The sequence below is a fragment of the Pseudomonas sp. SMV71 genome, assembly GCF_052042015.1.
In the GTDB taxonomy this organism is placed as follows: domain Bacteria; phylum Pseudomonadota; class Gammaproteobacteria; order Pseudomonadales; family Pseudomonadaceae; genus Aquipseudomonas.
Map to the genome: position 1 here is coordinate 134,130 of NZ_JBKGGU010000003.1, position 23,111 is coordinate 157,240.

20 protein-coding genes are annotated in these 23,111 nt (G+C 61.6%); 8 read left to right on the top strand and 12 right to left on the bottom strand.

Annotated elements, in window-relative coordinates; all coding sequences use genetic code 11:
- The 3 genes from ACLEJQ_RS03730 (at position 1) to ACLEJQ_RS03740 (ending at position 4,000) form a co-directional block, all read left to right on the top strand.
- The gene (locus ACLEJQ_RS03730; RefSeq protein WP_440792303.1) at positions 1-999 is read left to right on the top strand and encodes a 4-hydroxyproline epimerase; all 999 of its coding nucleotides are present in this window, start codon (positions 1-3) and stop codon (positions 997-999) included.
- A gap of 17 nt (positions 1,000-1,016) precedes the next feature.
- Positions 1,017-2,030: a GlxA family transcriptional regulator gene (locus ACLEJQ_RS03735; protein WP_440792305.1), complete on the top strand. Its 1,014-nt coding sequence runs from the start codon at positions 1,017-1,019 to the stop codon at positions 2,028-2,030.
- Between the two features lie 227 nt (positions 2,031-2,257).
- Entirely contained in the window at positions 2,258-4,000 is a 1,743-nt protein-coding gene (locus tag ACLEJQ_RS03740; protein WP_440792307.1) for an OPT family oligopeptide transporter, read from the top strand.
- Between the two features lie 18 nt (positions 4,001-4,018).
- Here ACLEJQ_RS03740 and ACLEJQ_RS03745 read toward each other — a convergent pair whose 3' ends face one another.
- The 4 genes from ACLEJQ_RS03745 to ACLEJQ_RS03760 all read right to left on the bottom strand — a co-directional run bounded on the left by ACLEJQ_RS03745 (position 4,019) and on the right by ACLEJQ_RS03760 (position 6,640).
- Positions 4,019-4,501, bottom strand: a complete 483-nt coding sequence (locus ACLEJQ_RS03745; protein WP_440792309.1) for a DoxX family protein — start codon at positions 4,499-4,501, stop codon at positions 4,019-4,021.
- Positions 4,498-4,716 (bottom strand): tautomerase family protein, encoded by a 219-nt coding sequence (locus ACLEJQ_RS03750; protein ID WP_440792311.1) that lies wholly within the window; start codon positions 4,714-4,716, stop codon positions 4,498-4,500. The genes ACLEJQ_RS03745 and ACLEJQ_RS03750 overlap by 4 nt, the downstream gene beginning before the upstream one ends.
- 92 nt (positions 4,717-4,808) lie before the next feature.
- A complete protein-coding gene (locus tag ACLEJQ_RS03755; protein ID WP_440792313.1) occupies positions 4,809-6,002 on the bottom strand; it encodes an MFS transporter in 1,194 nt (397 codons plus the stop codon).
- Positions 6,003-6,013: 11 nt separating this feature from the next.
- Positions 6,014-6,640 (bottom strand): isochorismatase family cysteine hydrolase, encoded by a 627-nt coding sequence (locus ACLEJQ_RS03760; RefSeq protein ID WP_440792315.1) that lies wholly within the window; start codon positions 6,638-6,640, stop codon positions 6,014-6,016.
- A 201-nt stretch (positions 6,641-6,841) separates the two neighbouring features.
- On the opposite strand from ACLEJQ_RS03760, the gene ACLEJQ_RS03765 reads away from it, so the two are divergent.
- The 3 genes from ACLEJQ_RS03765 (at position 6,842) to treA (ending at position 9,987) form a co-directional block, all read left to right on the top strand.
- Complete coding sequence (locus tag ACLEJQ_RS03765) at positions 6,842-7,342, top strand: winged helix-turn-helix transcriptional regulator (RefSeq protein ID WP_440792609.1); 501 nt, start codon at positions 6,842-6,844, stop codon at positions 7,340-7,342.
- 336 nt (positions 7,343-7,678) lie between these two features.
- Positions 7,679-8,086 (top strand): VOC family protein, encoded by a 408-nt coding sequence (locus ACLEJQ_RS03770; protein WP_440792317.1) that lies wholly within the window; start codon positions 7,679-7,681, stop codon positions 8,084-8,086.
- A 269-nt stretch (positions 8,087-8,355) separates the two neighbouring features.
- A complete protein-coding gene (gene treA / locus ACLEJQ_RS03775; RefSeq protein WP_440792319.1) occupies positions 8,356-9,987 on the top strand; it encodes an alpha,alpha-trehalase TreA in 1,632 nt (543 codons plus the stop codon).
- A gap of 204 nt (positions 9,988-10,191) precedes the next feature.
- On the opposite strand, the gene ACLEJQ_RS03780 is transcribed toward treA, so the two are convergent.
- Together ACLEJQ_RS03780 and ACLEJQ_RS03785 are read right to left on the bottom strand one after the other, a co-directional pair.
- Positions 10,192-11,418 (bottom strand): zinc-dependent alcohol dehydrogenase, encoded by a 1,227-nt coding sequence (locus ACLEJQ_RS03780; protein ID WP_440792321.1) that lies wholly within the window; start codon positions 11,416-11,418, stop codon positions 10,192-10,194.
- Between the two features lie 182 nt (positions 11,419-11,600).
- Positions 11,601-12,590, bottom strand: coding sequence for an MBL fold metallo-hydrolase (locus ACLEJQ_RS03785; RefSeq protein WP_440792323.1), 990 nt, complete (start codon positions 12,588-12,590; stop codon positions 11,601-11,603).
- A 413-nt stretch (positions 12,591-13,003) separates the two neighbouring features.
- Between ACLEJQ_RS03785 and ACLEJQ_RS03790 the strand changes: the two genes are divergently transcribed.
- Positions 13,004-14,965 carry a methyl-accepting chemotaxis protein gene (locus ACLEJQ_RS03790; protein WP_440792325.1) on the top strand — a complete coding sequence of 654 codons (1,962 nt, stop codon included), beginning with the start codon at positions 13,004-13,006 and terminating at the stop codon, positions 14,963-14,965.
- A 187-nt stretch (positions 14,966-15,152) separates the two neighbouring features.
- On the opposite strand, the gene yghU is transcribed toward ACLEJQ_RS03790, so the two are convergent.
- From yghU to ACLEJQ_RS03815, 5 genes are all read right to left on the bottom strand, one after another.
- Complete coding sequence (yghU, locus tag ACLEJQ_RS03795; protein ID WP_440792327.1) at positions 15,153-15,992, bottom strand: glutathione-dependent disulfide-bond oxidoreductase; 840 nt, start codon at positions 15,990-15,992, stop codon at positions 15,153-15,155.
- An 80-nt stretch (positions 15,993-16,072) separates the two neighbouring features.
- On the bottom strand, positions 16,073-16,807 hold the full coding sequence (locus ACLEJQ_RS03800; protein WP_440792329.1) for a substrate-binding periplasmic protein: 735 nt from the start codon (positions 16,805-16,807) through the stop codon (positions 16,073-16,075).
- A 24-nt stretch (positions 16,808-16,831) separates the two neighbouring features.
- Positions 16,832-18,175 (bottom strand): GGDEF domain-containing protein, encoded by a 1,344-nt coding sequence (locus tag ACLEJQ_RS03805; protein WP_440792331.1) that lies wholly within the window; start codon positions 18,173-18,175, stop codon positions 16,832-16,834.
- Between the two features lies 1 nt (position 18,176).
- Complete coding sequence (locus tag ACLEJQ_RS03810) at positions 18,177-18,935, bottom strand: substrate-binding periplasmic protein (RefSeq protein ID WP_440792333.1); 759 nt, start codon at positions 18,933-18,935, stop codon at positions 18,177-18,179.
- 117 nt (positions 18,936-19,052) lie between these two features.
- On the bottom strand, positions 19,053-20,048 hold the full coding sequence (locus tag ACLEJQ_RS03815) for an aldo/keto reductase (RefSeq protein WP_440792335.1): 996 nt from the start codon (positions 20,046-20,048) through the stop codon (positions 19,053-19,055).
- Between the two features lie 117 nt (positions 20,049-20,165).
- Here ACLEJQ_RS03815 and ACLEJQ_RS03820 point away from each other — a divergent pair, with 117 nt between their 5' ends.
- Entirely contained in the window at positions 20,166-21,089 is a 924-nt protein-coding gene (locus ACLEJQ_RS03820) for a LysR family transcriptional regulator (RefSeq protein WP_440792336.1), read from the top strand.
- A 42-nt stretch (positions 21,090-21,131) separates the two neighbouring features.
- On the opposite strand, the gene ACLEJQ_RS03825 is transcribed toward ACLEJQ_RS03820, so the two are convergent.
- Positions 21,132-22,751, bottom strand: coding sequence for an inorganic phosphate transporter (locus ACLEJQ_RS03825; RefSeq protein ID WP_440792337.1), 1,620 nt, complete (start codon positions 22,749-22,751; stop codon positions 21,132-21,134).
- Positions 22,752-23,111 lie beyond the last annotated feature (360 nt).

Genomic DNA, 23,111 nt, shown 5'->3' on the forward strand with positions numbered 1-23,111 from the left:
ATGAGACGCAGTTTTTTCTGTATCGATGCCCATGCGTGCGGCAACCCGGTCCGGGTGGTGGCGGGGGGCGCTCCTTTACTGCCTTCGGTGCCCATGGCCGAGCGACGGGAGATGTTCGTCCGCGATCATGACTGGATCCGCACGGCGCTGATGTTCGAGCCACGGGGGCACGACATCATGTCCGGCGTGATCCTTTACCCACCGTCCCGCGGGGACTGTGACGTTGGCGCGCTGTTTATCGAAGTGAGCGGCTGCCTGCCAATGTGTGGCGCAGGCACCCTTGGCTTCAGCACCGTGGTGATCGAAGAAGGGCTGGTCAGTCCTCGTGAGCCGGGCAGACTGGCAGTCGAAACGCCGGCCGGTCGTGTGGTTGTCGACTACACGATGCAGGGCGAGTCAGTGGAATCCGTACGGTTGTTCAATGTGCCCAGTTACCTGCACAGCTCCGATGTCCAGGTCGAGGTGCCAGGCGTTGGCACCTTCACGCTGGACATCGCCTTTGGCGGTAACTTTTATGCCGTGGTGGAGCCGCAGGCCTGCTGGGCCGGGCTCGAGGGGCAAACGACGGCCGAGATCATCGCCTTGAGCCAGAAACTACGCACGGCTCTGGCGGATGTCAGCCATCCGGTCCACCCGGAAAATGATCGGATCAGTGGCGTGCATCACGTCATCTGGTGCGACAAACCGAAAAACAGCAGCGCCCATGGTCGTTGCGCGGTGTTCTACGGCGACAAGGGCATCGACCGTTCCCCGGGCGGAACCGGAACCTCGGCGAGAATGGCCCAGTTGTTTGGCAAAGGGCGCCTGCGGGTCGGCGAGATCTACCGCCATGAGAGCCTCATCGGCACGATATTCGAAGGCAAGGTCGAGGCGGCGGTGCCGGTCGCCGGTTTCCAGGGCATCCACCCCAGCGTGGGCGGCTGGGCGGAAATCATCGGCCACAACACGATTTTCGTCGACGATAAAGATCCGCTCGCCCACGGATTCCAGTTGGCTTGAGCGAGACGGAGCAGGGTGTGAACACACGACGTCAGTTCAGTGGCGTGATGAAAGGTAAAAACCTGCGTTTCCTGCAAGAAGACAGGACAGTGCCTGCGCGGCAAACACGCGCAGGCTTTCTGCTGCTTGAGCATTTTTCGCTGCCGGCGTTCACGCAGGTCCTGGACACCCTCGTCACCGCGAACCTGCTGCGTCCGGGTCTGTTTTCGACCACTACCTTCGGCCTCGACGGCGCAGAGATCGTCAGTGACCTGGGGCTGGTGATTCGTCCCGACGCGGTGTTGGCCCAGGATGCGCTGGAAGGGCTGGACCTGTTGGTGATCTGTGGCGGTTATCGCACGGCACTCAAGGCCGATGATGACCTGATTGCATGGCTGCGCGGCGCCGCGGCACGCGGTATCAACCTGGCGGGCTTGTGGAACGGTTCGTGGTTTTTGGGCGTTGCCGGGCTGCTCGACGGCTACCGGTGCGCCATCCATCCCGAGCATCGCCCGGCCCTGGCGGAACTCGCCAAAGCGACCCAAGTGACCAGCGAAGCCCAGGTCATCGACAACGATCGACTCACGGCGTCGAGCCCGGCAGGCGCTTTCCAGATGGCGCTGAACTGGATCGGCGGGCTGCATGGCAAGGCCTTGGTGGAAGGCATCGAAGACATTCTGTCGTTCGAGGAGTCGCGCTATCGACGGATAAAGGTTTCGCCATTGGTCAGCGTCAGCGCGCCATTGCGTGAAGTCATTTCGCTCATGGAAGCGAACCTGGAAGAACCGCTGGAGATCGATGAACTGGCGCTCTTCGTCGGGCGCTCGCGGCGTCAGCTGGAGCGGCTGTTCAAAGAACAATTGGGCACGCCGCCCCAGCGTTACTACCTGGAACTACGGATCACCGAAGCACGGCGGCTGTTGCAGCACACCGAACTCTCCCAAACCGAGGTCCTGGTAGCGTGCGGGTTTGTCTCACCCAGCCATTTCAGCAAGTGCTACAGCGCGTACTTCGGCTACCGTCCCTCGAGGGAGAGACGGTGGATCAGGTGAGCCGACCGGGTGACGAGGCCATACCACATTCATGACCACCCTGGCGTTGTTCCAGATTGAAAAGCCCAGCGGTGGAGTGGGCGTCGGCAATGTTCCGCGCGCGTTACAGCTCTCGGTCACGGTCGATTTCTGACGCTGATGCCTCGTGTGAACCTTCCGACAGTACAGCGCTCCCTTGTTAAGTCGCCGCTACAAGTGAACGCTGTCACTGTCGATAAGGAATTCGCATGTCCCCAACTTCGTCACCGATTCCGCTGCACGGCCCTGTCGAACGCGAGCTCAGCCCGCGTGCGGTGTGTACCGGAATCGTGCTCGGTATTTTGCTGACACCCTCGAACGTCTACGCCGGGTTGAAGATCGGCTGGTCGTTCAATATGTCGATCATCGCCTTGTTGATCGGCTATGGCCTCTGGCAAGGCCTGGCCAGGCGCTCGGGCACCGGACTGCCCTGGACCCTGCACGAAAGCAACATCAACCAGACCGTCGCCTCCGCGGCAGCTTCGATCATTTCCGGTGGGCTGGTGGCGCCTATTCCGGCCTATACCTTGCTGACCGGTCAGCAGCTGGATGCGCTGCCGATGGTCGCCTGGGTGTTCTCGGTGAGCTTCCTGGGGATCTGGATCGCCTGGTATTTACGTCCGTCATTGCTCAATGACGAGGCGCTGAAATTTCCCGAAGGCATGGCGACCCTGGAGACGCTGCTGCACATTTATAACCACGGTCGTGAAGCGGCGACGCGTCTGAAAGTGCTGCTCGGCACCACATTGCTGTCGGCGCTGGTCAAGTGGATCGACAGTTTTCTCTGGGCCTTGCCGCGCTGGTCGCCCAGCGCCCAGCTGGAGCGCCTGACGTTCACGGCGGACCCTTCGCTGCTGCTGGTGGGGTTCGGTGCGATCATCGGCATTCGCGTCGGCCTGACCCTGCTCCTTGGTGCGGTGCTGGCATGGGGCGGGCTGGCGCCGTGGCTGTTGGCGCAGGGGCTGGTGCGGTTGCCCGAGGGTAGCAACGGCCCGCAGTTTGCGGCCTTGGTGGAGTGGTTGTTGTGGCCCGGGGTGAGCCTGATGGTCTGCTCGACGTTGGCCTCGCTGGCGATCCGTTTGTGGGCCTTGCACCGGTCTACCCGGGCTGGAGGCGGAGCGATCTGGGTGATGCCCAAGTTCGGACCCGCCGCTGGATTCCTGCTGGCGATCCTGTTGGTGGTGAGCCTGCAAGCACTGTTGTTCGGCATCAACCCGTGGATGGCGTTATTGACCATCCCGTTGGCGATCTGCCTGGCCGCCGTGGCCGCCCGGGTGGTCGGCGCCACGGGCATCCCGCCCATCGGTGCCATTGGCCAGCTGTCGCAGTTAAGCTTTGGCATCGTTGCACCGGGGCAGGTGCCGATCAACCTGATGAGCGCCAACACCGCCGGCGGTTCGGCCGGGCAGTGCACGGACTTGATGAATGACTTTAAAGTGGGCAGGGCCATTGGCGCTACGCCGCGCAAGCAATTGGTCGCGCAGACCCTGGGGATTTTCATCGGCAGCATCGTCGGTGTGTTCGCCTACCTGGCTCTGATTCCGGACCCGCAGGCGATGCTGCTCACCGAAGAGTGGCCGGCTCCGGCGGTCGCTACCTGGAAAGCGGTTGCGCAAACCCTGACCCACGGTCTGGACTCGCTGTCGGTGAGTATTCGCTGGGCGATTTTCATCGGCGCCCTGGCGGGTCTGCTGCTGGGCATGCTCGACAGCCTCTTGCCTGCCCACCGCACACGCTACCTGCCCAGTACGGCGGCGCTGGGGCTGGCGTTTGTCCTGCCAGCCTCAGTGTCGTTGATGATGGCCCTGGGCGCGGTGCTCACCTGGCTGGTCAGTTGTCGCTGGCCAAGCCTGACCGAGCGCTTTGCCATTACTGCTGCCGCAGGGTTGATCGCCGGGGAGAGCATTACTGGGGTAGGGGCGTCGTTGTGGCAGATGCTCGGGAACGGCTGACGGCGAGCAAATGGGTGGTCAGCCCAGGCGTCCACCCAAACGCGAGTCCAATGAAAAGGCTCCACCTCCGCGGGCGACGATATAGAGCGCCAGAAAACCCATCAGCACCGCGAATTCGATGCCTCGATCGATCCAAGGCCAGTTCGGCCCGAGGGCATAACTGATTGCAACCATTTGCATGGCAATCAACAGCGCGACGCACCTGGTACCCAGGCCAATGGCGAGCAGGAGCGCACCCCCCGTTTCCAGCAGCATGACCAGAAAGGCCAGTTGAGGTGCAAAGGGCAGTCCCAGCACGCTGTCGATCAGGTGAATCGATCCGGCCATCGGGTCAGCCATCGACCCGTGGGATGTGCCGAGCGCCTTTGGCAGGCCGTGGGTCAGTAGAACGACCGCGAAGACGATCCGCAGCAGGGCATACAGATAAGGCTCTGCCCGATTAGCCCGTTCACCCATGACAACGATGCGTGTGCGCACCGCCGACGCTTGCCGGGTGATCATTTGCGATCCCTGACGATGCCCATTTTCTCTAGCGTCAGCGTTTCATCGGCGCGCCCCCAGCCACCGTCGGCCACTTCTTCGACCAGCACCATGCTGAACGGGCGGACCTGCTCGCCGAAGTATTCGACGAACATTTGCGTGGTGCGATGGATGATCTCCTCTTTGCGCGCGTGATCGAGGGTGCCTTCGGGAAATTTGTAATTGGCAAACGGCATGGGATGACTCCTTGGAAAGGGCGACGTGCCCTGGGAGCCCATTCTTCTTGTTCAAACCTGTGAGATAAATGCCGTTGGGTTGCCATGTGTATTCAACGTTGCGAAACAATCGATGCGCTCGACTCACGAGGCGAGTGGGCATTGATCGTCGCGGCCGCGAGCGCGAGCAAGGCACCTGTCGCGGCGAGGCCAAGCCAGCCGGCCCGGTGCACGCCGTAGTTCGCCAGTGCCGCGCCAGCTGCGCCTCCAAGGAAATAAGCACTCATGAACACCGTGTTGAGTCGGCTACGGGCATCGGCGCGTAACGCCTGCACCCGGGACTGGTTGGCCATCAGGCTGGCACGGTTCCCGAGGTCCAGCAGCACCATGGCCGGGATCAGCCAGACCAGGCCCGACCCGGCCCCAGTGATGCAGACGTAACCCCCGATCAGGCTCATCGTGCCAGCGCATGCAACTGCACGAGCGCCCAGGTGATCAACCATTGCGCCAATGCGCGACGAGACGACGATGCCCGGCAATGTCGCCAGGCCAAACAGGCCGATGACGGCCGGGCCGAAGCGGTAGGGCGGCTGCGTCAGCAGAATCGCGAGTGTGGCCCACAGGGCGCTGAACGCCGCGAAGGTGAAGAAGCCGCTCGCCGCGCAAAAGCGCAGTACCTGTTCTTCTCTCAGCAGGCCGACCAGCGAGCGCAACAGTGTGCAGTAGCCTGTCGAGGTGGTCTGTGTCGCGACCGGCAGGCGCCTGACGATGATCACCAGCAACAGCAGATCGATCAGTGCGGCCACTGCGAAGACGGCCCGCCAACCCAGTTGTTCGCCGAGCAGGCCGCCGACTGTGCGTGCCACCAGCAGACCGGCAGAGAGCCCACCCAGCAGAGTCCCGACGATCTGGCCGCGTTTGTCAGGCGCGGCCAGGCCGGCGAAGACCGGGATAATGATCTGTGCGGTAATGGCCGTCACGCCGACCAGCAAACTGCTCACGCATAGGAGCACGAAACCCGGCGTGACGGCGCAACCGAGCAGCGCGATGGCATTCGCGACCACCACCAGCGAGGCAAGCCGGCGAGGTTGATGGCTATCGGCCAGCGGCACAATCAGCACCAGGCCCAGTGCGTAGCCCAGTTGCGTCAACGTGGCAATCAGGCCCGCCTGGCTCGGCGCCAGGCCGAACGAGGCGGCCATCTGCGGCAGGAGCGGCTGATGGTAATAGAGCGTCGATACGGCGAGGGCGCAGGCCACCGCCATCATCGTGACCAGGCGGGTAGGTAGCCCCGGCGCTAACGTCATGGCCCGACTCCTCAATGCGGTTGCAGGGCCTGGAGGAGCCCGGCGGTGTCGAGGATATTGTGTGCGTACGTGGGGCCATTGAGCGTATGCGCGGCATGCATCATCTCCTGGCTGAACGCCGCCGTCGCATCACGAACCAGGGTCACGTGGTAGCCCAGTTCCATGGCGAAGCGTGCCGTGGATTCGATACAGGTATTGGCCAGCAACCCGACGACGATGACATGGCTGACGCGTTGCTGCTTGAGCTGAAAGTCGAGGTCTGTATTGGCGAACCCGCTCTGGCCCCAGTGTTCGTGGACGATGACATCGCCGTCCTGCGGTACGAAATCGGGATGCCATTCGCCGCCCCAGGTGCCTTTGGCGAAGGTATGGCGCTGCTGGATGAGACGTTGGGTCGGATTCGGATGATCCCAATGGTCATAGTCCCCCGGCTGCCAGCGGCGATGCGGCACATAGAATACCTGGATGCCCTGGGCCCGGGCGGTTGCGACGCAGCTTCGCAGGTTGTCGAGCAGGTTGACCTCACGGGCGACGTTGCTCAGCAAGGGGAACAGCTTTCCGCCGTCAGAGAGGAAATCGTTGTAGGGATCCACCAGCAACAGGCCGGTGCGCGCCGGATCATAGGCAAGCTCAGTCATTTCAAGGCTCCAGTCGAGACAGTTTTGAGGTAAGTGCGTTGCTCGCCGATGACGCGGGGAGGTGACGCTCTTAATACATTTCATATTAAATATGAAAATCATAGTGTCAATAAAAACGTAGCCTACAGAGGATTATTTAACGCAGGCTGGATTTCGAAGCCCTACTATGAAAACAATAGTGATCTTGACGAGAGCCCGGTGATTGCGATGCACAATGAGACGAGCGAGACGGTGTGCCCGGTGGCACGCTCGGTGGACATAGTCGGCGACAAATGGACGATCCTGGTGCTGCGCGAGCTGTACATGGGCTCGACGCGTTTCGAAGAAATACAGATCCAGACCGGTGCCACGCCGCAGATGTTGGCCTCGCGCCTGAAGGCACTGGAAGCCGACGGTATGGTCGAGCGCCGGCCCTATAACCAGAAGCCGATGCGCTATGAGTACCAATTGACAGAAAAGGGCTGGGCCTTCTACCCGGTGCTCTACGCATTGCGCGCCTGGGGCGAGGGTTGGTGCAAAGAGGAGGGCGAGGGGCTGGCGATGCATTTTGTCCACCGGGCCTGCGGTCATGACGTCGGGTTGGCCAGTATCTGCCCGCACTGCGGCGTGCCTGTGCAGCGCAGGGACCTGGAGGCCACGATCAGCCAACGTTTCCTGGGCGAGCGTACCGCCCGCCGGGAAGCGTTCAAGCGTAAGTCGTGAGCAGCCACCCGCAGTCCGATACGAAACCGCGACCGCCGCCGCTACTCGCACGTCACCGTCTGGTGAAGGAACTGGGCGACTGAACCTGTTCGTGTACACGGACTTCGCCCCGACAGGCTGAAAAATATTATTCCAGGCGGTCGATTTCCCCCTCGGCCGTTCGATTATCCATACAGCCGTAACCAGGACGGCTTATCGACCCTGAGAAGATAAGACCCTGCGCTTTATGGTAGTCGTCAAAGCCGGCCCCCGAATCGGACGCCGGAGGATTGCCGAGCGAAGAACGGCTGACCGCCATGGGCGCAATCGTGAAACCCGAGAACAGGAGATCCCACCATGAGAATCATCCCCTACCTGACCTTTGACGGTCAGTGCAAGCAAGCCTTTGAGCTGTACCAGAGCGTGCTGGGCGGCGAGCTGTTTTCCATGACCTTTGCCGAGGCACCTGAAGACGTCGGCATGCCCAAGGACGCCGACCTGATCATGCACACTTGCCTGACCGTCGGCGACTTCAGCCTGATGGCGTCCGACTGCCCGCCGGGCCAGCCGTATCGCAAGCCGCAGGGCGTATCCGTTTCTCTCAATGTCGACAGCGTGGCCGAAGCCGAGCGTCTGTTTCAAGGCTTGAGCGCCGGCGGTTCGGTGCACATGCCGTTGGCGAAAACCTTCTGGGCGGAACGTTTCGCGATGTTCGAAGACCGCTTCGGGATTGCCTGGATGGTGAATTGCGAAGGGGTGAAGTAGTCGACGGCTAGTCGCTGGCCTGGAGTCGAGACCAGCGACCTGACCTGGTTATGCCGAACCTGTCGCCGCGCTATTTCATTAAGCACTTAAAAACTGTGAGCTCTGACAGTAGTGGCGTGGCCGCGTTGCAGCGAGCGCTATGAGTACGCTGACAGCAGCGCAGGTTTCGCTGCGCATAACCTGATCACCCCAAATCCGACTCATTTAATGAACCCAGCTCCATCGCCTCCTGTCCCCTGTCTGTCAGGAACGACAACATGGAGCCGCTGATGCGACAGATCTATCTCAACAGTCTTTCTTTTGCCGCCGTGTTCTGCGCGGCCTGTTCAAGCCAACCCACCGCGACCTGGAGCTACCAGGACGCCCGATCCCGTACCCCTCAACCGCCCGACCAAGCCTATCCCGAGCTGTTTGAAGCGGTGCAGCGCCAGCAGGTGTTCTCCGACCAGAAGCACTTCGTGGATGCGCTGCCCAAACGGGAGCCGGCGCAGATCCGCGCCGACTACCTGGCCCGGCGGGCCGACGCGGGCTTCGATCTCAAGGCCTTTGTGGAGGACAATTTCATCGAGTCCGGCGAGGTCGAAAGTCCGGCGCCGAAGCCTGGGGCGCCGATCGAAGAACACATCGATAAACTCTGGCCGGTATTGAGCCGCACCTATCGCGAGGTGCCGCAGTACAGCAGCCTGCTGCCTTTGCCGCAGCCCTATGTGGTCCCCGGCGGGCGTTTTCGCGAGATGTATTACTGGGATTCCTACTTCACCATGCTGGGGCTTGAACGAAGTGGAGACAAAGCCCAGGTCCGCCAGATGACCGACAACTTTGCCTACATGATCGATACCTACGGCCACATTCCCAACGGCAACCGCACGTATTACCTGAGCCGGTCGCAACCGCCGTTCTTTGCCTACATGGTCGAGTTGCAGGCGCATATCGAAGGTGATCAGGCCTATGGGCGCTACTTGCCACAGTTGCAGAAGGAATACGCCTACTGGATGGACGGCGCCAGCACCCTCAAGCCTGGTGAGGCAGCCAGACATGCCGTCAAGCTCGCCGACGGCAGCGTGCTCAATCGCTACTGGGACGCCAGCCCGACGCCGCGCCAGGAATCCTGGATGCAGGATGTCAAGACCGCCGAGCAGGCCCCGGGCCGACCTAGGGAGGAAGTCTGGCGCGACCTGCGTGCGGGCGCCGAGAGTGGCTGGGACTTCAGTTCCCGTTGGTTGGGCGATGGACAGAACCTGGCGACCATCCGCACCACGGCCATCGTGCCGGTGGACCTGAACAGTCTGGTCTATCACCTGGAACGCACCATCGCCAAGGCTTGTGAAACGGTGCAGAACACGCCTTGCGTCCAGGCTTATGGGCAGCGTGCCGAGCGCCGTCAGCAGGCCATCGAGAAGCACTTATGGAATGCCGAAGGTGGCTTCTATGTGGATTACGATTGGCAACGGCACCAGCAACGCCAGCAGTTAAGTGCCGCCACATTGTTTCCACTGTACGCCGGGCTTGCCTCGGTCGAGCACGCCAATCGCACCGCCGATGCGGTGCGTGAGGGTCTGTTGCGTCCAGGGGGCATTGCCACCACTCAGGTCAATAACGGCCAGCAGTGGGACGAACCCAATGGTTGGGCACCGTTGCAATGGGTGGCGCTGGAGGGGCTGGACCGCTACGGGCAATCGGCGTTGGCGCAACAGATCGGCAGTCGCTTCTTGCAGCAGGTCCAGGACCTCTACGGCAAGCAGAACAAGCTGGTGGAGAAATATGACCTGTCCGGCCAGGGTGATGGCGGGGGCGGTGGCGAATATGAGTTGCAAGACGGCTTCGGTTGGACGAACGGGGTGACGCTCAAACTCATGAGTAAATACTCCGGCGGCGTCCCGCAGCGCATGGCCGGGGAATGATTGGGGGGAGCGGCCAGGTTCGCGAAAGTGTCGGATCAGCAAGCACTGAGTGACTGACCCACCGCTATCGCGAGCAGGCTCGCTCCCACAAGGGAACCGAGGCGAGTAACAGTTTCGTATGGCACCACGAAACTCTGTGGGAGCGAGCCTGCTCGCGATGAGGGCGGCACGTTCCCGCTCGCCCTCAGCTCCCAGACAGCGAACTCAAGTCACCGGCACCGGAGTCGGGCCGCCATCCTCGGGCAATGCAATGGCGCTATCGTTGCCCGGCGTCAGGATGACCTTGCGGCAATCTTCCTGCTTCTTGTCGAATATCTTGTAGCCCTCGGCTGCCTGCTCCAGTGACAGGCGATGGCTGATGATCACTTCCGGAGATAGGCGCCCGGTCTCGATGTGCCCGAGCAATTCGGGCAGGTACCGTTGTACGTGGGTCTGGCCCATCTTGAAGGTCAGGCCTTTGTCGAACGCATCACCGAACAGGAAACCGTGGATAAAGCCGGCATAGACGCCAGGCACGCTCACGGTGCCGCCGCGCCTGACGGCTGCGATGCACTGGCGCAGCGCCTTGCCGCTGCTGCCTTCGAGCTTGAGCGTTGCCAGTACCGTCTCGGTGGTGCTGCCCTTGGCTTCGAAACCGACCGCATCGACCACACCGTCCACCCCGCGCATGCCTTTGGTTTGGCGGATGATGGTGTCGGCAGGGTCGTCGTCCTCATCGAAATTGATCGGGATCACGCCATAGGTTTTCTGCGCGTAAGCCAGGCGGTAGGGGTGATGATCGACCATGAAAATCTGCTCGGCGCCCAGCATCCTGGCGCAGGCGGCGCTCAACAAGCCGACCGGGCCGGCGCCGTAGATCGCGATGCTCGAGCCATTGCCTATTCCGGTATTGGTGACCGCTTGAAACGCGGTGGGCAAGATGTCGGAGAGGAACAGGACCTTTTCATCCGAGAGTGTCCCCGGCACTTTGAAGGGGCCGGTATTGGCTTTGGGTACGCGCACGTATTCGGCTTGTCCACCGGGTACGCCGCCATACAAATGGCTGAAGCCGAACAGCGCTGCCCCCGGTGGGATCGCCTTCTTGTTCAGGATCGCGCCGCGCCCGGTGTTGGTGGTTTCACAGGCGGCGAACAGGTCCATCTGGCAGAAGAAGCAACTGCCGCAGGCGATCACGAACGGAATCACCACACGGTCGCCCGGTTGCACGGCGGTCACCGCGGAACCTGCATCTTCGACGATGCCCATGAACTCATGCCCGAAGATGTCGCCGTGTTCGACGGTGGGGATTTTCCCGCGATAAAGGTGCAGGTCGGAACCGCAGATCGCCGTTGCGGTGACCCGCAGAATGATGTCGTCGCTGTCCACCAGGATCGGGTCAGGGACCGTATCGACTTTCACATTGTGTGCACCGTGATATGTAAGTGCTCTCATGACGTCCTGCCTCTCTCGATAGCGTGATGGTAAAGGGCAGAGGGGCCATGGCCGGAGGAAGTTCAGCGTGATCGCAGGGGCACGGGACTGACGGTTGTTTTCCAACTGCCCAGGCCGCCCCTTCAGCGCGGGGAGACGCTTTCCCCGTGCTGAAGGTCGGCTGGGCCAGGTCTGGCGAGCCTTCAATAATCCCAGAACGCCGCCACCCAGCGGAAGGCATCGCCGTCGACCGCCACACGGCCCACCGACGGGAAGGGCAGGTGAGTGGCGACCAGCAATTCGCCGGACGCCGCCGCTTCCTGCATCAGACGGACCCGCACACGAACCGATTCCTCGGGATCATGTTCAAATCCGTTGTGCCAGTCGGGATGATCGAAGGCGACCGGGAACAGCGCGTCGCCGGCGAACGTCAACCGCTCGTTGCCGGATGTCACGTGAACCACGCAGTGCCCTGGTGTATGGCCGCCGGTGAGCCGCGCGACCACGCCGGGTGCCACCTCGCACGTTTGCTCGAATGTATGCAGCTTGCTGCCATAAGCCTTCATGAACTGCTCGGCGGTGGAGCGCAAGACGTCCGGCACGGGTGAGGGCATGGAGGTCCTGGAGAAGTCCGGCGACTTCCAGAACGCTACCTCTGTCGCGGCCACATGGATGCGCAGGTCCGGACGCAGCCGGTTCTTCACCTCGTCGACGAGCAGCCCGCCGATATGGTCCATATGCATGTGAGTAATCACCACATCGGTCACGGACGCCAGGTCAATCCCGGCGGCGGCCAGGCGCTTGGGAAATTGCCCGGCCCTCGGGAAGCCGGCGAACTGCCCGCCCAGTCCCGCGTCGACCAGGATGGTCTGCTCGCCGCTACGCACCACCAATACGTTCAGCGCCCAATCGAACGCGTCCGGTCCGAGGAACATCTCCCTGAACCAGGCGGCACGGGCGGCCGGGTCGGCGTTGGTGGACATTGTCGTGGTCGGCAGCGGCAATACCCCATCGCTGACCACCAGCACATCGATTTCACCGATCCGTAGCGCATAGCGCGAAGGCACCAGTTCCTCGAATCCCGTGTCACCACGCTCGACTGGAGCGTCCAGGCGCACGTTCAATGGCTGCTGACTGTTTCCGTTCTGATGTGTACCACTTTTTTGGGTGGGGTAATCCTGAGGTGTTGTCATGGGATGTTCTCCAGTGCGTGGGGGCAAGAGTTCCAGGCGTACACCGCGTACCGGCGTGAGGGCGGCGGCTGGCCTGGAGCGTTCAGTTTGCAGGCCGACGCGGAGCGTTCGATACCATACGGGGGTATGGTTCGAATGCGCTTTAGGGTGATGATCCTTAGCAAAAGGTATGAAAATGCCTGGCCGATGAGCCGGCAGACCGTCGCAAATAAATGGTCCGCGATTGATCCAGATCAAGGCACTTGCGGATTTACCGTCCGCAACCGGCGTAAGCGGAGCGCGCTTCGATATTAGTCGTGATGGCTGTTTGATATTGCGCTAAGATCCCGGCAGGAACAGCGCGGATACAATCACCTCATAACAAGTTCACGCGTCAATACATTCGATTGAAATGGAATGAGGCTTGAACGCAGATGCTCAAGAATGCACCGCTACGTCTGAAACTTTTACTGATCCTACTCCTTCCCTTACTGGGGTTTCTGACGTTGGCTGGCGTCTTTGTGGTCGATAACTACAAGACGCTGCAGGATATGAATGCTACGGTAGCGGCCAGCGCCAAGGCACAAAAGTTGAGCCAACTGATCACCACGCTCCAGCGCGAGCGCGGTGCCAGCGGGGTGTTCCTGGGCAGCAACGGCAAGGCCATGGGCGAGCGGATGGCTCGGATGCGCGACGACTCCAGCGCTTCGGTCGAAGTGGTGCGTAGGCTGGCGCAGCCGGGGAACGAAGAATTGGCCAGTGTGCTGCGCGCACTGAACGAGCTGCCGGCCATCCGTGCCCAGGTCGACAAGTTGAGTATCGGCAGCACTGAGTCCGGTGTTCGCTACACCGAAATTATCCAGGCCCTTGTCGGCTACACCCACTCTCTGGAAGCCACGATCGATAACGCCTCCATTGTTCATGCACTCGGTGCGCTCAATCAGTTCATCGAGATGAAAGAGCGCGCCGGACGGGAGCGGGTCGTGCTCGGCCTGGTATTCAGCCAGGGGCACTTTGACGAGGCGTTGTTATCGCGTTTCAGCCGCAACCTGGGAGAATTTGCCGCTTACTCCGACGCGTTCCGGCGCAAGGCCCCGCCTGCCTTGCTCCACCAGTTCGACGAGCAGATGCAGAAGCCGGCTGCGGCCCAAGTGGGCAAGTTGCAGCGCCTGGCGTTCGAGGTGCCGTTGGGACAACCCCTGGACGTCCAGCCGCAAGCCTGGTTCGAACTCTCCACGCAACGCATCGACCTGATGAGCCAGGTGGAAGAAGCCCTGGGCCAGAGCGTCAGCCACTTGGCGATGCAAGCGCGGGATGAGGCGAGTCGTGCGTTATGGCTGACGATCGCGGCAGTGATCGTGGCGCTGGCGGCTGTCGCGGTGCTCTCGTGTCTGATCATCCGCATGATCGATCTGGCGGTCCGGGATGTGAATCAAGCCCTCGATGGCCTGGCCCAACGCGACCTCACCGCTCGGGCAAGCTATGTAGGCCGGGACGAATTCGGCCAGATCGCCCACAACCTCAATCGCATGGCGCAGGAAATCGGCGTCGTCGTGCAGGAGATCGGCAATGCCACGGCCCAGGTGGCAACCGCGGCGGAGGAGTCTTCCACGGTTACGGTCCAGACCAGCCAGAGTGTCGAGCAGCAGCGCCAAGGCACCGAACTGGTCGCCACCGCAATCAATCAGATGAGCGCGACCGTACGCGATGTGGCGCACAGTACCAACGATGCCGCGCAGATGTCCCGGCAGGTCAACCGCAGTACTGAGCAGGGCCGTGAAGAGATTGAAAGCACCATCGGCCTGATTCGCCAGCTGTCCGGGCAGGCTGAGGAAACCGCGCTCATCATTGGTGATCTCAAGCTGGAAAGCGACGCCATCTCCTCGGTGCTGGATGTGATTCGTGGTATCGCCGAACAAACCAATCTGTTGGCGTTGAACGCGGCCATTGAAGCAGCGCGGGCTGGTGATCATGGCCGTGGGTTCGCGGTAGTGGCCTCGGAGGTGCGGACTCTGGCGCAGAAGACCCAGGAGTCCACGGGCAACATTCAACAGATGATCAGCAACCTGCAAGCGGGCTCGGACCGGGCGGCCGTTTCCATGCAACAGACCCTGGGCAAGGCCCAGGACGGCGCGAGCAGAGTCGAGCGGGCCGGCGAGCTGTTGGTGGAAATCGCCGAGGGTGTCGCCAGCATCAGCGACCGCAACACCCAGATCGCCTCGGCTGCGGAAGAGCAGAGCGCGGTTTCCGAAGACATCAATCGCAACGTGAACGAAATCAACGACCTGGTTATCCAGGTGAGCGCCGGCGCCGAGCAGACCGCAATCACCAGCCAGGAACTGGCGCGCCTGGCGGAGTACCAACAACAACTGGTGAGTCGCTTCAAGGTGGCCTGAAGCGGTGATGTAATTTGTAGTGAGTAACAATCCCGTGGCGAGGGAGCTTGCTCCCGCTGGGCTGCGCAGCAGCCCCGGATCCGGCTCCTGGAGTATCAGGGGACCGCAAGCGGCTTTTCAAGGGGCGCTTCGCACCCCAGCCGGAGCAAGCTCCCTCGCCACGGGAGTTGTGTTGGCTGAACGGGGATCAGTCCAGATCCTCGGCCTCATGCCGCTCCGGCACCTGGCTTGCCTCGTCGCCCCAGGTCCGATTGACGCGTTGTCCACGGATGACCGCCGGGCGCTTGGCGATTTCTTCGGCCCAGCGCTGCACATGGGTGTACTCGTGCGCTGCCAGGAACTCGGCGGCTGAGTACACATTGTTGCGCACCAGTTGCCCGTACCAGGGCCAGACTGCGATGTCGGCAATGGTGTAGCTGTTGCCGGCCAGGTATCGGCTTTCGCCAAGACGGCGATCCAACACATCGAGTTGGCGCTTGGTTTCCATGGTGAAGCGGTTGATGGGGTATTCCAGTTTTTCTGGCGCGTAGGCGTAGAAATGTCCGAAGCCGCCACCCAGGTAGGGCGCCGAGCCCATCTGCCAGAACAACCAGTTCAACGTTTCGGTGCGACCCGCCAGGTCGCTGGGCAGCAAGGCACCGAATTTTTCCGCCAGGTACAACAGGATCGAACCGGATTCGAACACCCGCACCGGCGGTTCGGCACTGCGATCCAGAAGCGCCGGGATCTTGGAGTTGGGGTTGACCTCGACAAAGCCACTGGAGAACTGGTCGCCCTCGCTGATGCGGATCAACCAGGCGTCGTATTCGGCGCCCTCATGACCCAGCGCCAGCAGTTCTTCCAGCAGTATGGTGACCTTGACGCCATTGGGCGTGCCCATCGAATAGAGCTGCAAGGGGTGCTTGCCGGTGGGCAATGGCTTGTCGTGGGTCGGCCCGGCGACCGGGCGGTTGATGCTGGCGAACTGGCCGCCAGACGGGGCGTCATGTGTCCAGACCTTCGGTGGAACATACGGCGTTTTGCTCATGGGACGTTCCTCGTCGTTTGCGAGTCAGGGCAGGTAGACCGCGAAACCGAACCACGGTGCGGACTACGGGGCCCCAGAGCTTAACGCTTTTCGCCCATGATTCGCCCCACTTCACCTTCAGCCTTGAGCTGTTCGAAGGCGCGTCGGGCATTGGCGACCACCCCATCCGGCGTGTTCAGGCTGAAAGCCAGGTAGACCCGGTGGGGCTGCTCGTCGAGGATGTAGACTTCTTCCAGCGAAGCGAAATCCATCTGCGCATCGGCGCTCAACAGGCGTGCGGTATTTTCAGGCATCGGCACCAGTTGCACCTGCTGATTCAAGAGTTTCTGAAAGTTGTCATGGTTGTTGGCCGAGATGACCAGCCGGGTAAAGCCGCGATCTTGTAGATAGATCTGTTTGGCGTCGTTGCGCACCACACCAATGCTGTATTGCTTGGCGTCTTCGAGACTGTTAACGGCGATGTCGTTGCGCCCGCGCAGTTTGTAGAGCTTGCTCGCCACCCGTTGGATTTCGCCGACCCATTTGAACAACGATTCCCGGGCCGGCGTGCGGTCCAGCGGGAAAATCAGCACGTTGGGTTCATGCAGCGCTTTGTCGTAGGCCCGGGCCCACGGGTAGAGCGACACACTGAAATCGGCCAGACCTGCGTTTTTCAAGGTTTGCTCGGCGATGCGCGTACCTGGCCCGACCACCTTGTCCTCGCGCATGAACGCGTACAAGGAGTCTTCAGTCACGACTTCGACTGTCTCGGCCTGGCTCTTCAGGCAGATCATGGCCAGGAACAAGCATGAGCAGAGCCTCAGACGATCGTACATACAGACCTCGAAAGATGCGGTGGTTTATCGGGCAACGCGGTTGCGCCCTTGGTGTTTGGCCCGGTACAGCGCCTGGTCCGCGCGTTGCAGCAGTTGGTCGAAATGGTCCATGGCGTCCGGGTCCAGCTCGGCCACGCCAATGCTCAGGGTGACAAAAGGCGATATCTGCGAACCGCTGTGAGGCAGCTCCCGCTCGGCCAGGCTCGCGCGGACCCGCTGGGCCGCTTCGTACGCTTGCTCGGCGTCAACGTTGGGCAGCACTACGACGAACTCCTCACCCCCGATGCGTGCGGTGACTTCGCCGGAGCGGCCGAAAACGCTGCGCAGGGTCTCGGCGATCTGCTTCAAGCACTCGTCACCCTGAATGTGGCCGTAGGTGTCGTTGTAGATCTTGAAGAAATCGACGTCGCACATGAGCACGGCCAGCGGAGTCTTGTGACGGATCGCCCGACGAAACTCGATTTCCTTCAATTCATCGAAGTAGCGCCGGTTCGCCAGACCGGTCAAGGCATCGTGGCGCGACAAGGCTTCCAGGGACTGGTTGGCCGCCTTGAGTTCGGCAGTACGTGCTTCGACCAGTTCAGCCAACTGATCCCGGCTGGCGGCGAGGGCCAGTTCATCCGAATGCTGGCGCGCCAGGTGCGCATTGAGGTTGTCTTGCAGTTCGTTGACCTGGGATTCGAGCAGGCTCAGTTCATCCTGGCGATAGGCGGCGCGCTGCAGCTTGAGGTGGCGAGAGAGCGTGTGCGGAGCGAGTTGCCCCAAGTGGTGGGCGATGTGCACCACGTGCACGGTCACCAGCCGGTTGAACATGGTCATGACCAATCCGGCCAATAGCAGCGACTGGATCACCTGGGTGATGACAATACTCCGCGCTTCACCCCAGAGACGTTCCCAGAGCAGTTGATTATCGCCTTCGATGATCAGCTCACCGACCTTTTCATGAGCGCCGGCGTAGGGCTGTGCGACCAACTGGCGATGCAGCACCGGCGCGTCGCTCGATTGTCCGGCCGGGTATCGATTGAGTTCGATGACTTCCGGCAACTGGCCCGGCCGGAGGATATTCAACACCACGCGTCCCACTGGCGCGGCGCTCGCCACGCTGGTGATCTGCTGGTTCAGGGATTCGCGATCCATTTCCCAGATCGCGTGGGCGAGGGTGTTCTGGAACACCTGGTCGATCAGGGCCAGCTCGGAGTTCATTTCCGCCAGGTTGCTTTCCCAGGCCAGCCAGGTCCGCCATGTGACCATGGTCAGGGTGAAGATCAGGCAGAACAACAGCGTTGCAAGGACCAGGCGGCGCCCCAGGGAGCTGAATGCCCTGGTCGGCGTTCGTTGGGAGGCGTTCGCGCGCAAGCGTCCGTCCATGTCACAACCACTTGCGCACGATGGCATCGTAGACGCCATTGTGACGGATGGCCTCCAAGCCTGCCCGGAACTTCTCGACCGTCTCGACCGGCGTCTTGCGGCTGAACGCCATGTAGAAGCCGTCTGCGCGGCTCAATTCGGGCAGCGGCAACGAGCGGATCAGCACTTTGTCCGGATCCTCGCCATTCTGGCGGGTCAGGTACAGTGCATTGAGTTCGTTGGAAATCCACATCTCCACATGGTCGACCTTGAGCTTGCGGTAGTTGTGCTCATAGCGGGTGCTCGACTGCAGTTCCTCGCCGATGCGAAAACCCTTGGAGACCAGGTATTGCTCACCCACGTCCTGGTTGACCGTGGCGATCTGGTGACCGTGGGCGTCGGCCAGGGAGTTGAGTTTCACCGGCCGGTCGGCCAGGGAGTAGAGATACCACTGGGTCGAGGCGATGGCCCCGACCCAGTGGAAAAGCGATTCGCGCTCAGGTGTGCGGACGATGGAATAAATCAGCACATTGCTCTCGTTGAGCGCCAGTTCGTACGCACGCGCCCAAGGCATGGGCTGGATCGGTGCCTGCTCGCCGATCTCCTTGAGGACGGCCTGCACGACTTCGGTGCTCATGCCCGTCACTTTGCCGTCCTGGGTCATGTTGAACGGCGGCAGTTCCTCGGTCACGATGCGCAATGGCTCATGCGCCGCGCAGGAGCTGGCGGCGAGGAGCGTCAGGGCGCCCCACGTCAGGAGGCGATTAAGCAGCGAAACCATCGATAAATAACCCTATGCAACCGTATTCCGGCCAGGCTCGAGGCCGTCATTCATAAGGCTATCGGCTGGACTGCCCGCTGCTTGAGCCTGGACCGATATCGGCGCCCGACGGTTCGCTCAGCCGTCGAGCAGCGTCATCGTCTGGGCATGGTAGCGATCACCGGCGACCGCGCCTTCGCCTGCGAAGATTTCATCGAGCTGAGCCAACTCTCCCATGCTCAACTCGACCCCGATGGCCGCCACGTTGCTTTCCAGGTATCGGCGCTGCTTGGTGCCGGGGATCGGGATGATATGTTCGCCTTGGGCCAGGACCCAGCCCAAAGCCAGTTGCGAGGCGCTGACGCCCTTGGCGGCGGCCAGGGCCTTGACCCGTTCCACCAGTGCCAGGTTGCGATTGAAATTGTCACCCTCGAAGCGTGGGTTGGATCGGCGATAGTCATCGGCGGCAAAATCCTGCGCCGACTTCAGTGCGCCGGTCAGGAAACCTCGGCCCAGTGGGCTGTACGCGACGAACGCGATGCCCAGGCGTCGGCAGGTATCGAGCACGCCATTGTGTTCCGGATCGCGGGTCCACAACGAATATTCGCTTTGCACTGCCGCCAGCGGGTGCACGGCCTGTGCCCGCTGGATGGTCTGGGCGCTGGCTTCGGAAATGCCGATATGACGGATTTTGCCGGCCTTGACCAGTTCGGCCATGGCGCCGATGGTTTCTTCGACCGGCACGTCAGGGTCGATACGATGCTGGTAATAAAGGTCCAGGTAGTCGGTCTCCAGACGCTTGAGGCTGCCGTCGATTGCCTGTCTGACGTACTCGGGGCGCCCGTTGACGCCTCGGGCATGGGGATCGCTGCTGCGCACCAGGCCGAACTTGCTTGCCAGGTAAATACCGTCACGCTTGCCGCGCAGGGCGCGCCCGAGCAGTTCTTCGTTGGTATGTGGGCCGTACATGTCGGCCGTGTCGAACAGTGTCACGCCCAGTTCCAGCGCACGGTGGAGCGTGGCGATGGCTTCATGTTCATCCACACCGGTGGTGTAGAAATCCGACATGCCCATGCAGCCCAGGCCGATGGCGGAAACGTGTGGGCCGTGATGACCGAGTTGGCGGGTCTTCATGCGAGTGACTCCTGAGTCGATTGAATACCCGATCAGTCTCTATCAGGCCTTTTTCTGGATAAAGCCGCGATGATTGGTTTAACTATTCGTGATTTCTAAATAGTTGGGGGCGAGTCGATGGACCGATTACAGGCCATGCAGGTGTTCAGGCGCATCGTCGAACTGGGCGGCTTCGGCAAGGCGGCCGATGACCTGGGCCTGCCGCGGGCGACTGTCAGTCTGTTGATCCAGCAACTGGAAGCTCACCTCGGTGTGCAACTGCTGCAACGCACCACGCGTCAGGTGCGGGCAACGCTCGATGGTGAAGCGTATTACCAGCGCAGCGGGAAATTGCTCGACGATCTCGATGACCTGGAAAGCTCTCTTTCTGCGCAGCGCAGTCAACCGCGCGGCACGTTGAAAGTGGACATGCCCATCGCCTTCGGTTGCGCCTGGATCGTGCCACGCCTGCCTGAGTTCTATCGGCGCTATCCGGCATTGCAATTGGATCTGGGCTTTCACGACCGCCAGGTTCACCTGCAACGCGAGGGTGTGGATTGTGCGATCCGTGCCGGCAACATCGTCGATCAGGCACTGGTGGCGCGGCCGATCGTGAAACTGCATCAGTTGACCTGCGCCAGCCCCGATTACCTTGCGCGCTGGGGCAGCCCGCAGCAGTTGGAGGACCTGAAGGCGCATCGCATGATCCAGTTTTCAGCCGGCAGCGGACGCTTTTTCCCATTCGAATTCGAGGTGGCGGGGCAGGTGCGCGAGTGGCAGCTGCCCGGCGCATTGACAGTCAACAATGCCGACGCCTACGTGGCGGCGGCCGAAGCGGGTCTGGGCTTGATCCAGGTGCCGCGCTATCACGTGCAACGGCAACTGGCCCAGGGTCGGCTGATACCCGTGCTGGAGGAGTACCGCGTGCCGTCCTGGCCGATCTCGGCGGTGTACCCGCCCCATCGACAGCTATCGCCGCGGGTGCGGGTGTTTATCGATTGGCTGATCGAACTGCTGCATGGCGTGGCGCACGTGCAGCCAACGTTGATGGCGAAGGTGTGAGCGACGAGGCCCCCACTGACGTGAAGCCTCGCAGCGACAGACTCAGAACAACTTGGTAAACAACCAGTACAGACTCCCGGACAACAGAATCGCCGCAGGCAGTGTCAGGACCCAGGCCATCACCAGATTGCGGATCGTGCGCATCTGCAAACCGGAGCCATTGGCGACCATGGTCCCGGCCACGCCCGAGGACAGCACATGCGTGGTCGAGACCGGCAAGCCGAACACGTCGGCAGCGCCAATGGTCATCATCGCCACGGTTTCTGCCGAAGCACCCTGGGCGTAGGTCAGGTGGCTCTTGCCGATCCTTTCACCCACCGTCACCACGATGCGCTTCCAGCCGACCATGGTGCCCAGGCCGAGGGCAATCGCCACCGCGATCTTCACCCACAGCGGAATGAACCGCGTCGAGATGTCGATCTGTTGCTTGAACAGTTGCAGTTTATCGGTGGTATCGGCGTCGAAACGACCGACTTTGTTCTTGTCCATCAGGCGAATGGTTTCGCTGGTCAGGTACATGTCGTTACGCACGTTGCCCACGGCCTCGGCGGGCACCCTGGCGAGCGAGCCGTAGCCCTTGACCTCGGCGCCGATGCTGCCGGTCAGCGCGGCCAGGGCCGGTACCAGTTGCGGCGTGGCCTGCTTGCTGCTGATGAAGCTCGACAGCACCGCGCGAGGATTGGCCGGTGCCGGTTGGGGTGAATGTTTCACCAGGGCCTGCTGGGTCACTTCAGCCACGGCGGCAAATTGCAGCGCCTGGTCGGCCGGCATGGTGCGGTTCAGTGCATAGGCCATCGGCAGGGTGCCGACCAGAATCAACATGATCAGCCCCATGCCTTTCTGACCGTCGTTGGAGCCGTGGGCGAACGACACGCCGGTGCAGGTCAGGATCAGCATGCCGCGAATCCACCATGGCGGCGGGGTGTTGCCTTCAGGGGCCTTGTACAGCGAGCGATTCTTGACGAAGGCCCGCAGCGCCAGCAGTAGCAGCGCGGCGCAACCGAAGCCCACCAGCGGCGATAACAGCAAGGCGTAGCCGATCTTGCTCGCCTGGACCCAGTCCACGCCGCTGGTGCCGTCGCGACCGTGCATCAGGGCATTGGCGACGCCGACGCCGATGATCGAGCCGATCAGGGTGTGGGACGAAGAGGCCGGCAAGCCCAGCCACCAAGTTCCAAGGTTCCACAGGGTGGCGGCGATCAGCAGGGCGAAGATCATGGCGAAACCGGCGGATGAGCCGACCTGCAGGATCAGCTCCACCGGCAGCAGGGCGATGATGCCGAAGGCCACCGCGCCGCTGGACAGCAGCACTCCCAGGAAGTTGAAGAACCCCGACCAGGCCACTGCAAGGTTCGGCGCCATGGAGTTGGTGTAGATCACCGTGGCCACCGCGTTGGCGGTGTCGTGGAAACCGTTGACGAACTCGAAGCCTAGGGCGATCAGCAGCGCCACGCCCAGCAGCAGGAACGGCGTCCAGGTGGTGACTACCGTGCCGAATTCGTTCATGTCGTGCATCAGGCTGTAGGCAGTAAACAGCAATCCGCTGCCCAGCACGGCGAAGAACACCACCAGGGTGAACACGCTAGGCTTGCGATTGAGCTGCGGTCTTGAACGGTGGGCGACTGGACTCGATGGGTCCAGGGCCAGGGTCGGGTGGGTCATGATCAGACTCCGGTTCATTGGGCTGTGGAGGCTCGACTCACCCTAGTTGCAATTTGTTACACAGTCTTGACGGTCACCCTTGCGTCTGACGGTTTTGTGACTACTAAAACGTTTTATTCCAGAAGATGCCGCCACATGTCTGCCTGTGCCTCGATGTTGATCTATCTCGACACAAAAGCGGTTTCCACAACAGACGGCGGCTTTCTGAAGAACATAAAAGTGTCATGCGTCTGTCATCGCAGTGATGCCAGGCTTGCCCGGCGCTCTGGTCGTAGTCGTTAGAGGGTATCGTCAGCCGGTTCTCAAGTGCCCGCGTCGAAGCCTCTTGGGTTTGCTGCTTCGCCGGGCTTCGATCATTTT

Bases quoted from the DNA above. Each gene is read 5' to 3' on its own strand.
- ACLEJQ_RS03730 (WP_440792303.1), top strand. From the start codon at position 1: ATGAGACGCAGTTTTTTCTGTATCGATGCCCATGCGTGCGGCAACCCG.
- ACLEJQ_RS03740 (WP_440792307.1), top strand. From the start codon at position 2,258: ATGTCCCCAACTTCGTCACCGATTCCGCTGCACGGCCCTGTCGAACGC.
- ACLEJQ_RS03745 (WP_440792309.1), bottom strand. From the start codon at position 4,501: ATGATCACCCGGCAAGCGTCGGCGGTGCGCACACGCATCGTTGTCATG.
- ACLEJQ_RS03750 (WP_440792311.1), bottom strand. From the start codon at position 4,716: ATGCCGTTTGCCAATTACAAATTTCCCGAAGGCACCCTCGATCACGCG.
- ACLEJQ_RS03755 (WP_440792313.1), bottom strand. From the start codon at position 6,002: ATGACGTTAGCGCCGGGGCTACCTACCCGCCTGGTCACGATGATGGCG.
- ACLEJQ_RS03760 (WP_440792315.1), bottom strand. From the start codon at position 6,640: ATGACTGAGCTTGCCTATGATCCGGCGCGCACCGGCCTGTTGCTGGTG.
- ACLEJQ_RS03770 (WP_440792317.1), top strand. From the start codon at position 7,679: ATGAGAATCATCCCCTACCTGACCTTTGACGGTCAGTGCAAGCAAGCC.
- treA (WP_440792319.1), top strand. From the start codon at position 8,356: ATGCGACAGATCTATCTCAACAGTCTTTCTTTTGCCGCCGTGTTCTGC.
- ACLEJQ_RS03780 (WP_440792321.1), bottom strand. From the start codon at position 11,418: ATGAGAGCACTTACATATCACGGTGCACACAATGTGAAAGTCGATACG.
- ACLEJQ_RS03785 (WP_440792323.1), bottom strand. From the start codon at position 12,590: ATGACAACACCTCAGGATTACCCCACCCAAAAAAGTGGTACACATCAG.
- ACLEJQ_RS03790 (WP_440792325.1), top strand. From the start codon at position 13,004: ATGCTCAAGAATGCACCGCTACGTCTGAAACTTTTACTGATCCTACTC.
- yghU (WP_440792327.1), bottom strand. From the start codon at position 15,992: ATGAGCAAAACGCCGTATGTTCCACCGAAGGTCTGGACACATGACGCC.
- ACLEJQ_RS03800 (WP_440792329.1), bottom strand. From the start codon at position 16,807: ATGTACGATCGTCTGAGGCTCTGCTCATGCTTGTTCCTGGCCATGATC.
- ACLEJQ_RS03805 (WP_440792331.1), bottom strand. From the start codon at position 18,175: ATGGACGGACGCTTGCGCGCGAACGCCTCCCAACGAACGCCGACCAGG.
- ACLEJQ_RS03810 (WP_440792333.1), bottom strand. From the start codon at position 18,935: ATGGTTTCGCTGCTTAATCGCCTCCTGACGTGGGGCGCCCTGACGCTC.
- ACLEJQ_RS03815 (WP_440792335.1), bottom strand. From the start codon at position 20,048: ATGAAGACCCGCCAACTCGGTCATCACGGCCCACACGTTTCCGCCATC.
- ACLEJQ_RS03820 (WP_440792336.1), top strand. From the start codon at position 20,166: ATGGACCGATTACAGGCCATGCAGGTGTTCAGGCGCATCGTCGAACTG.
- ACLEJQ_RS03825 (WP_440792337.1), bottom strand. From the start codon at position 22,751: ATGACCCACCCGACCCTGGCCCTGGACCCATCGAGTCCAGTCGCCCAC.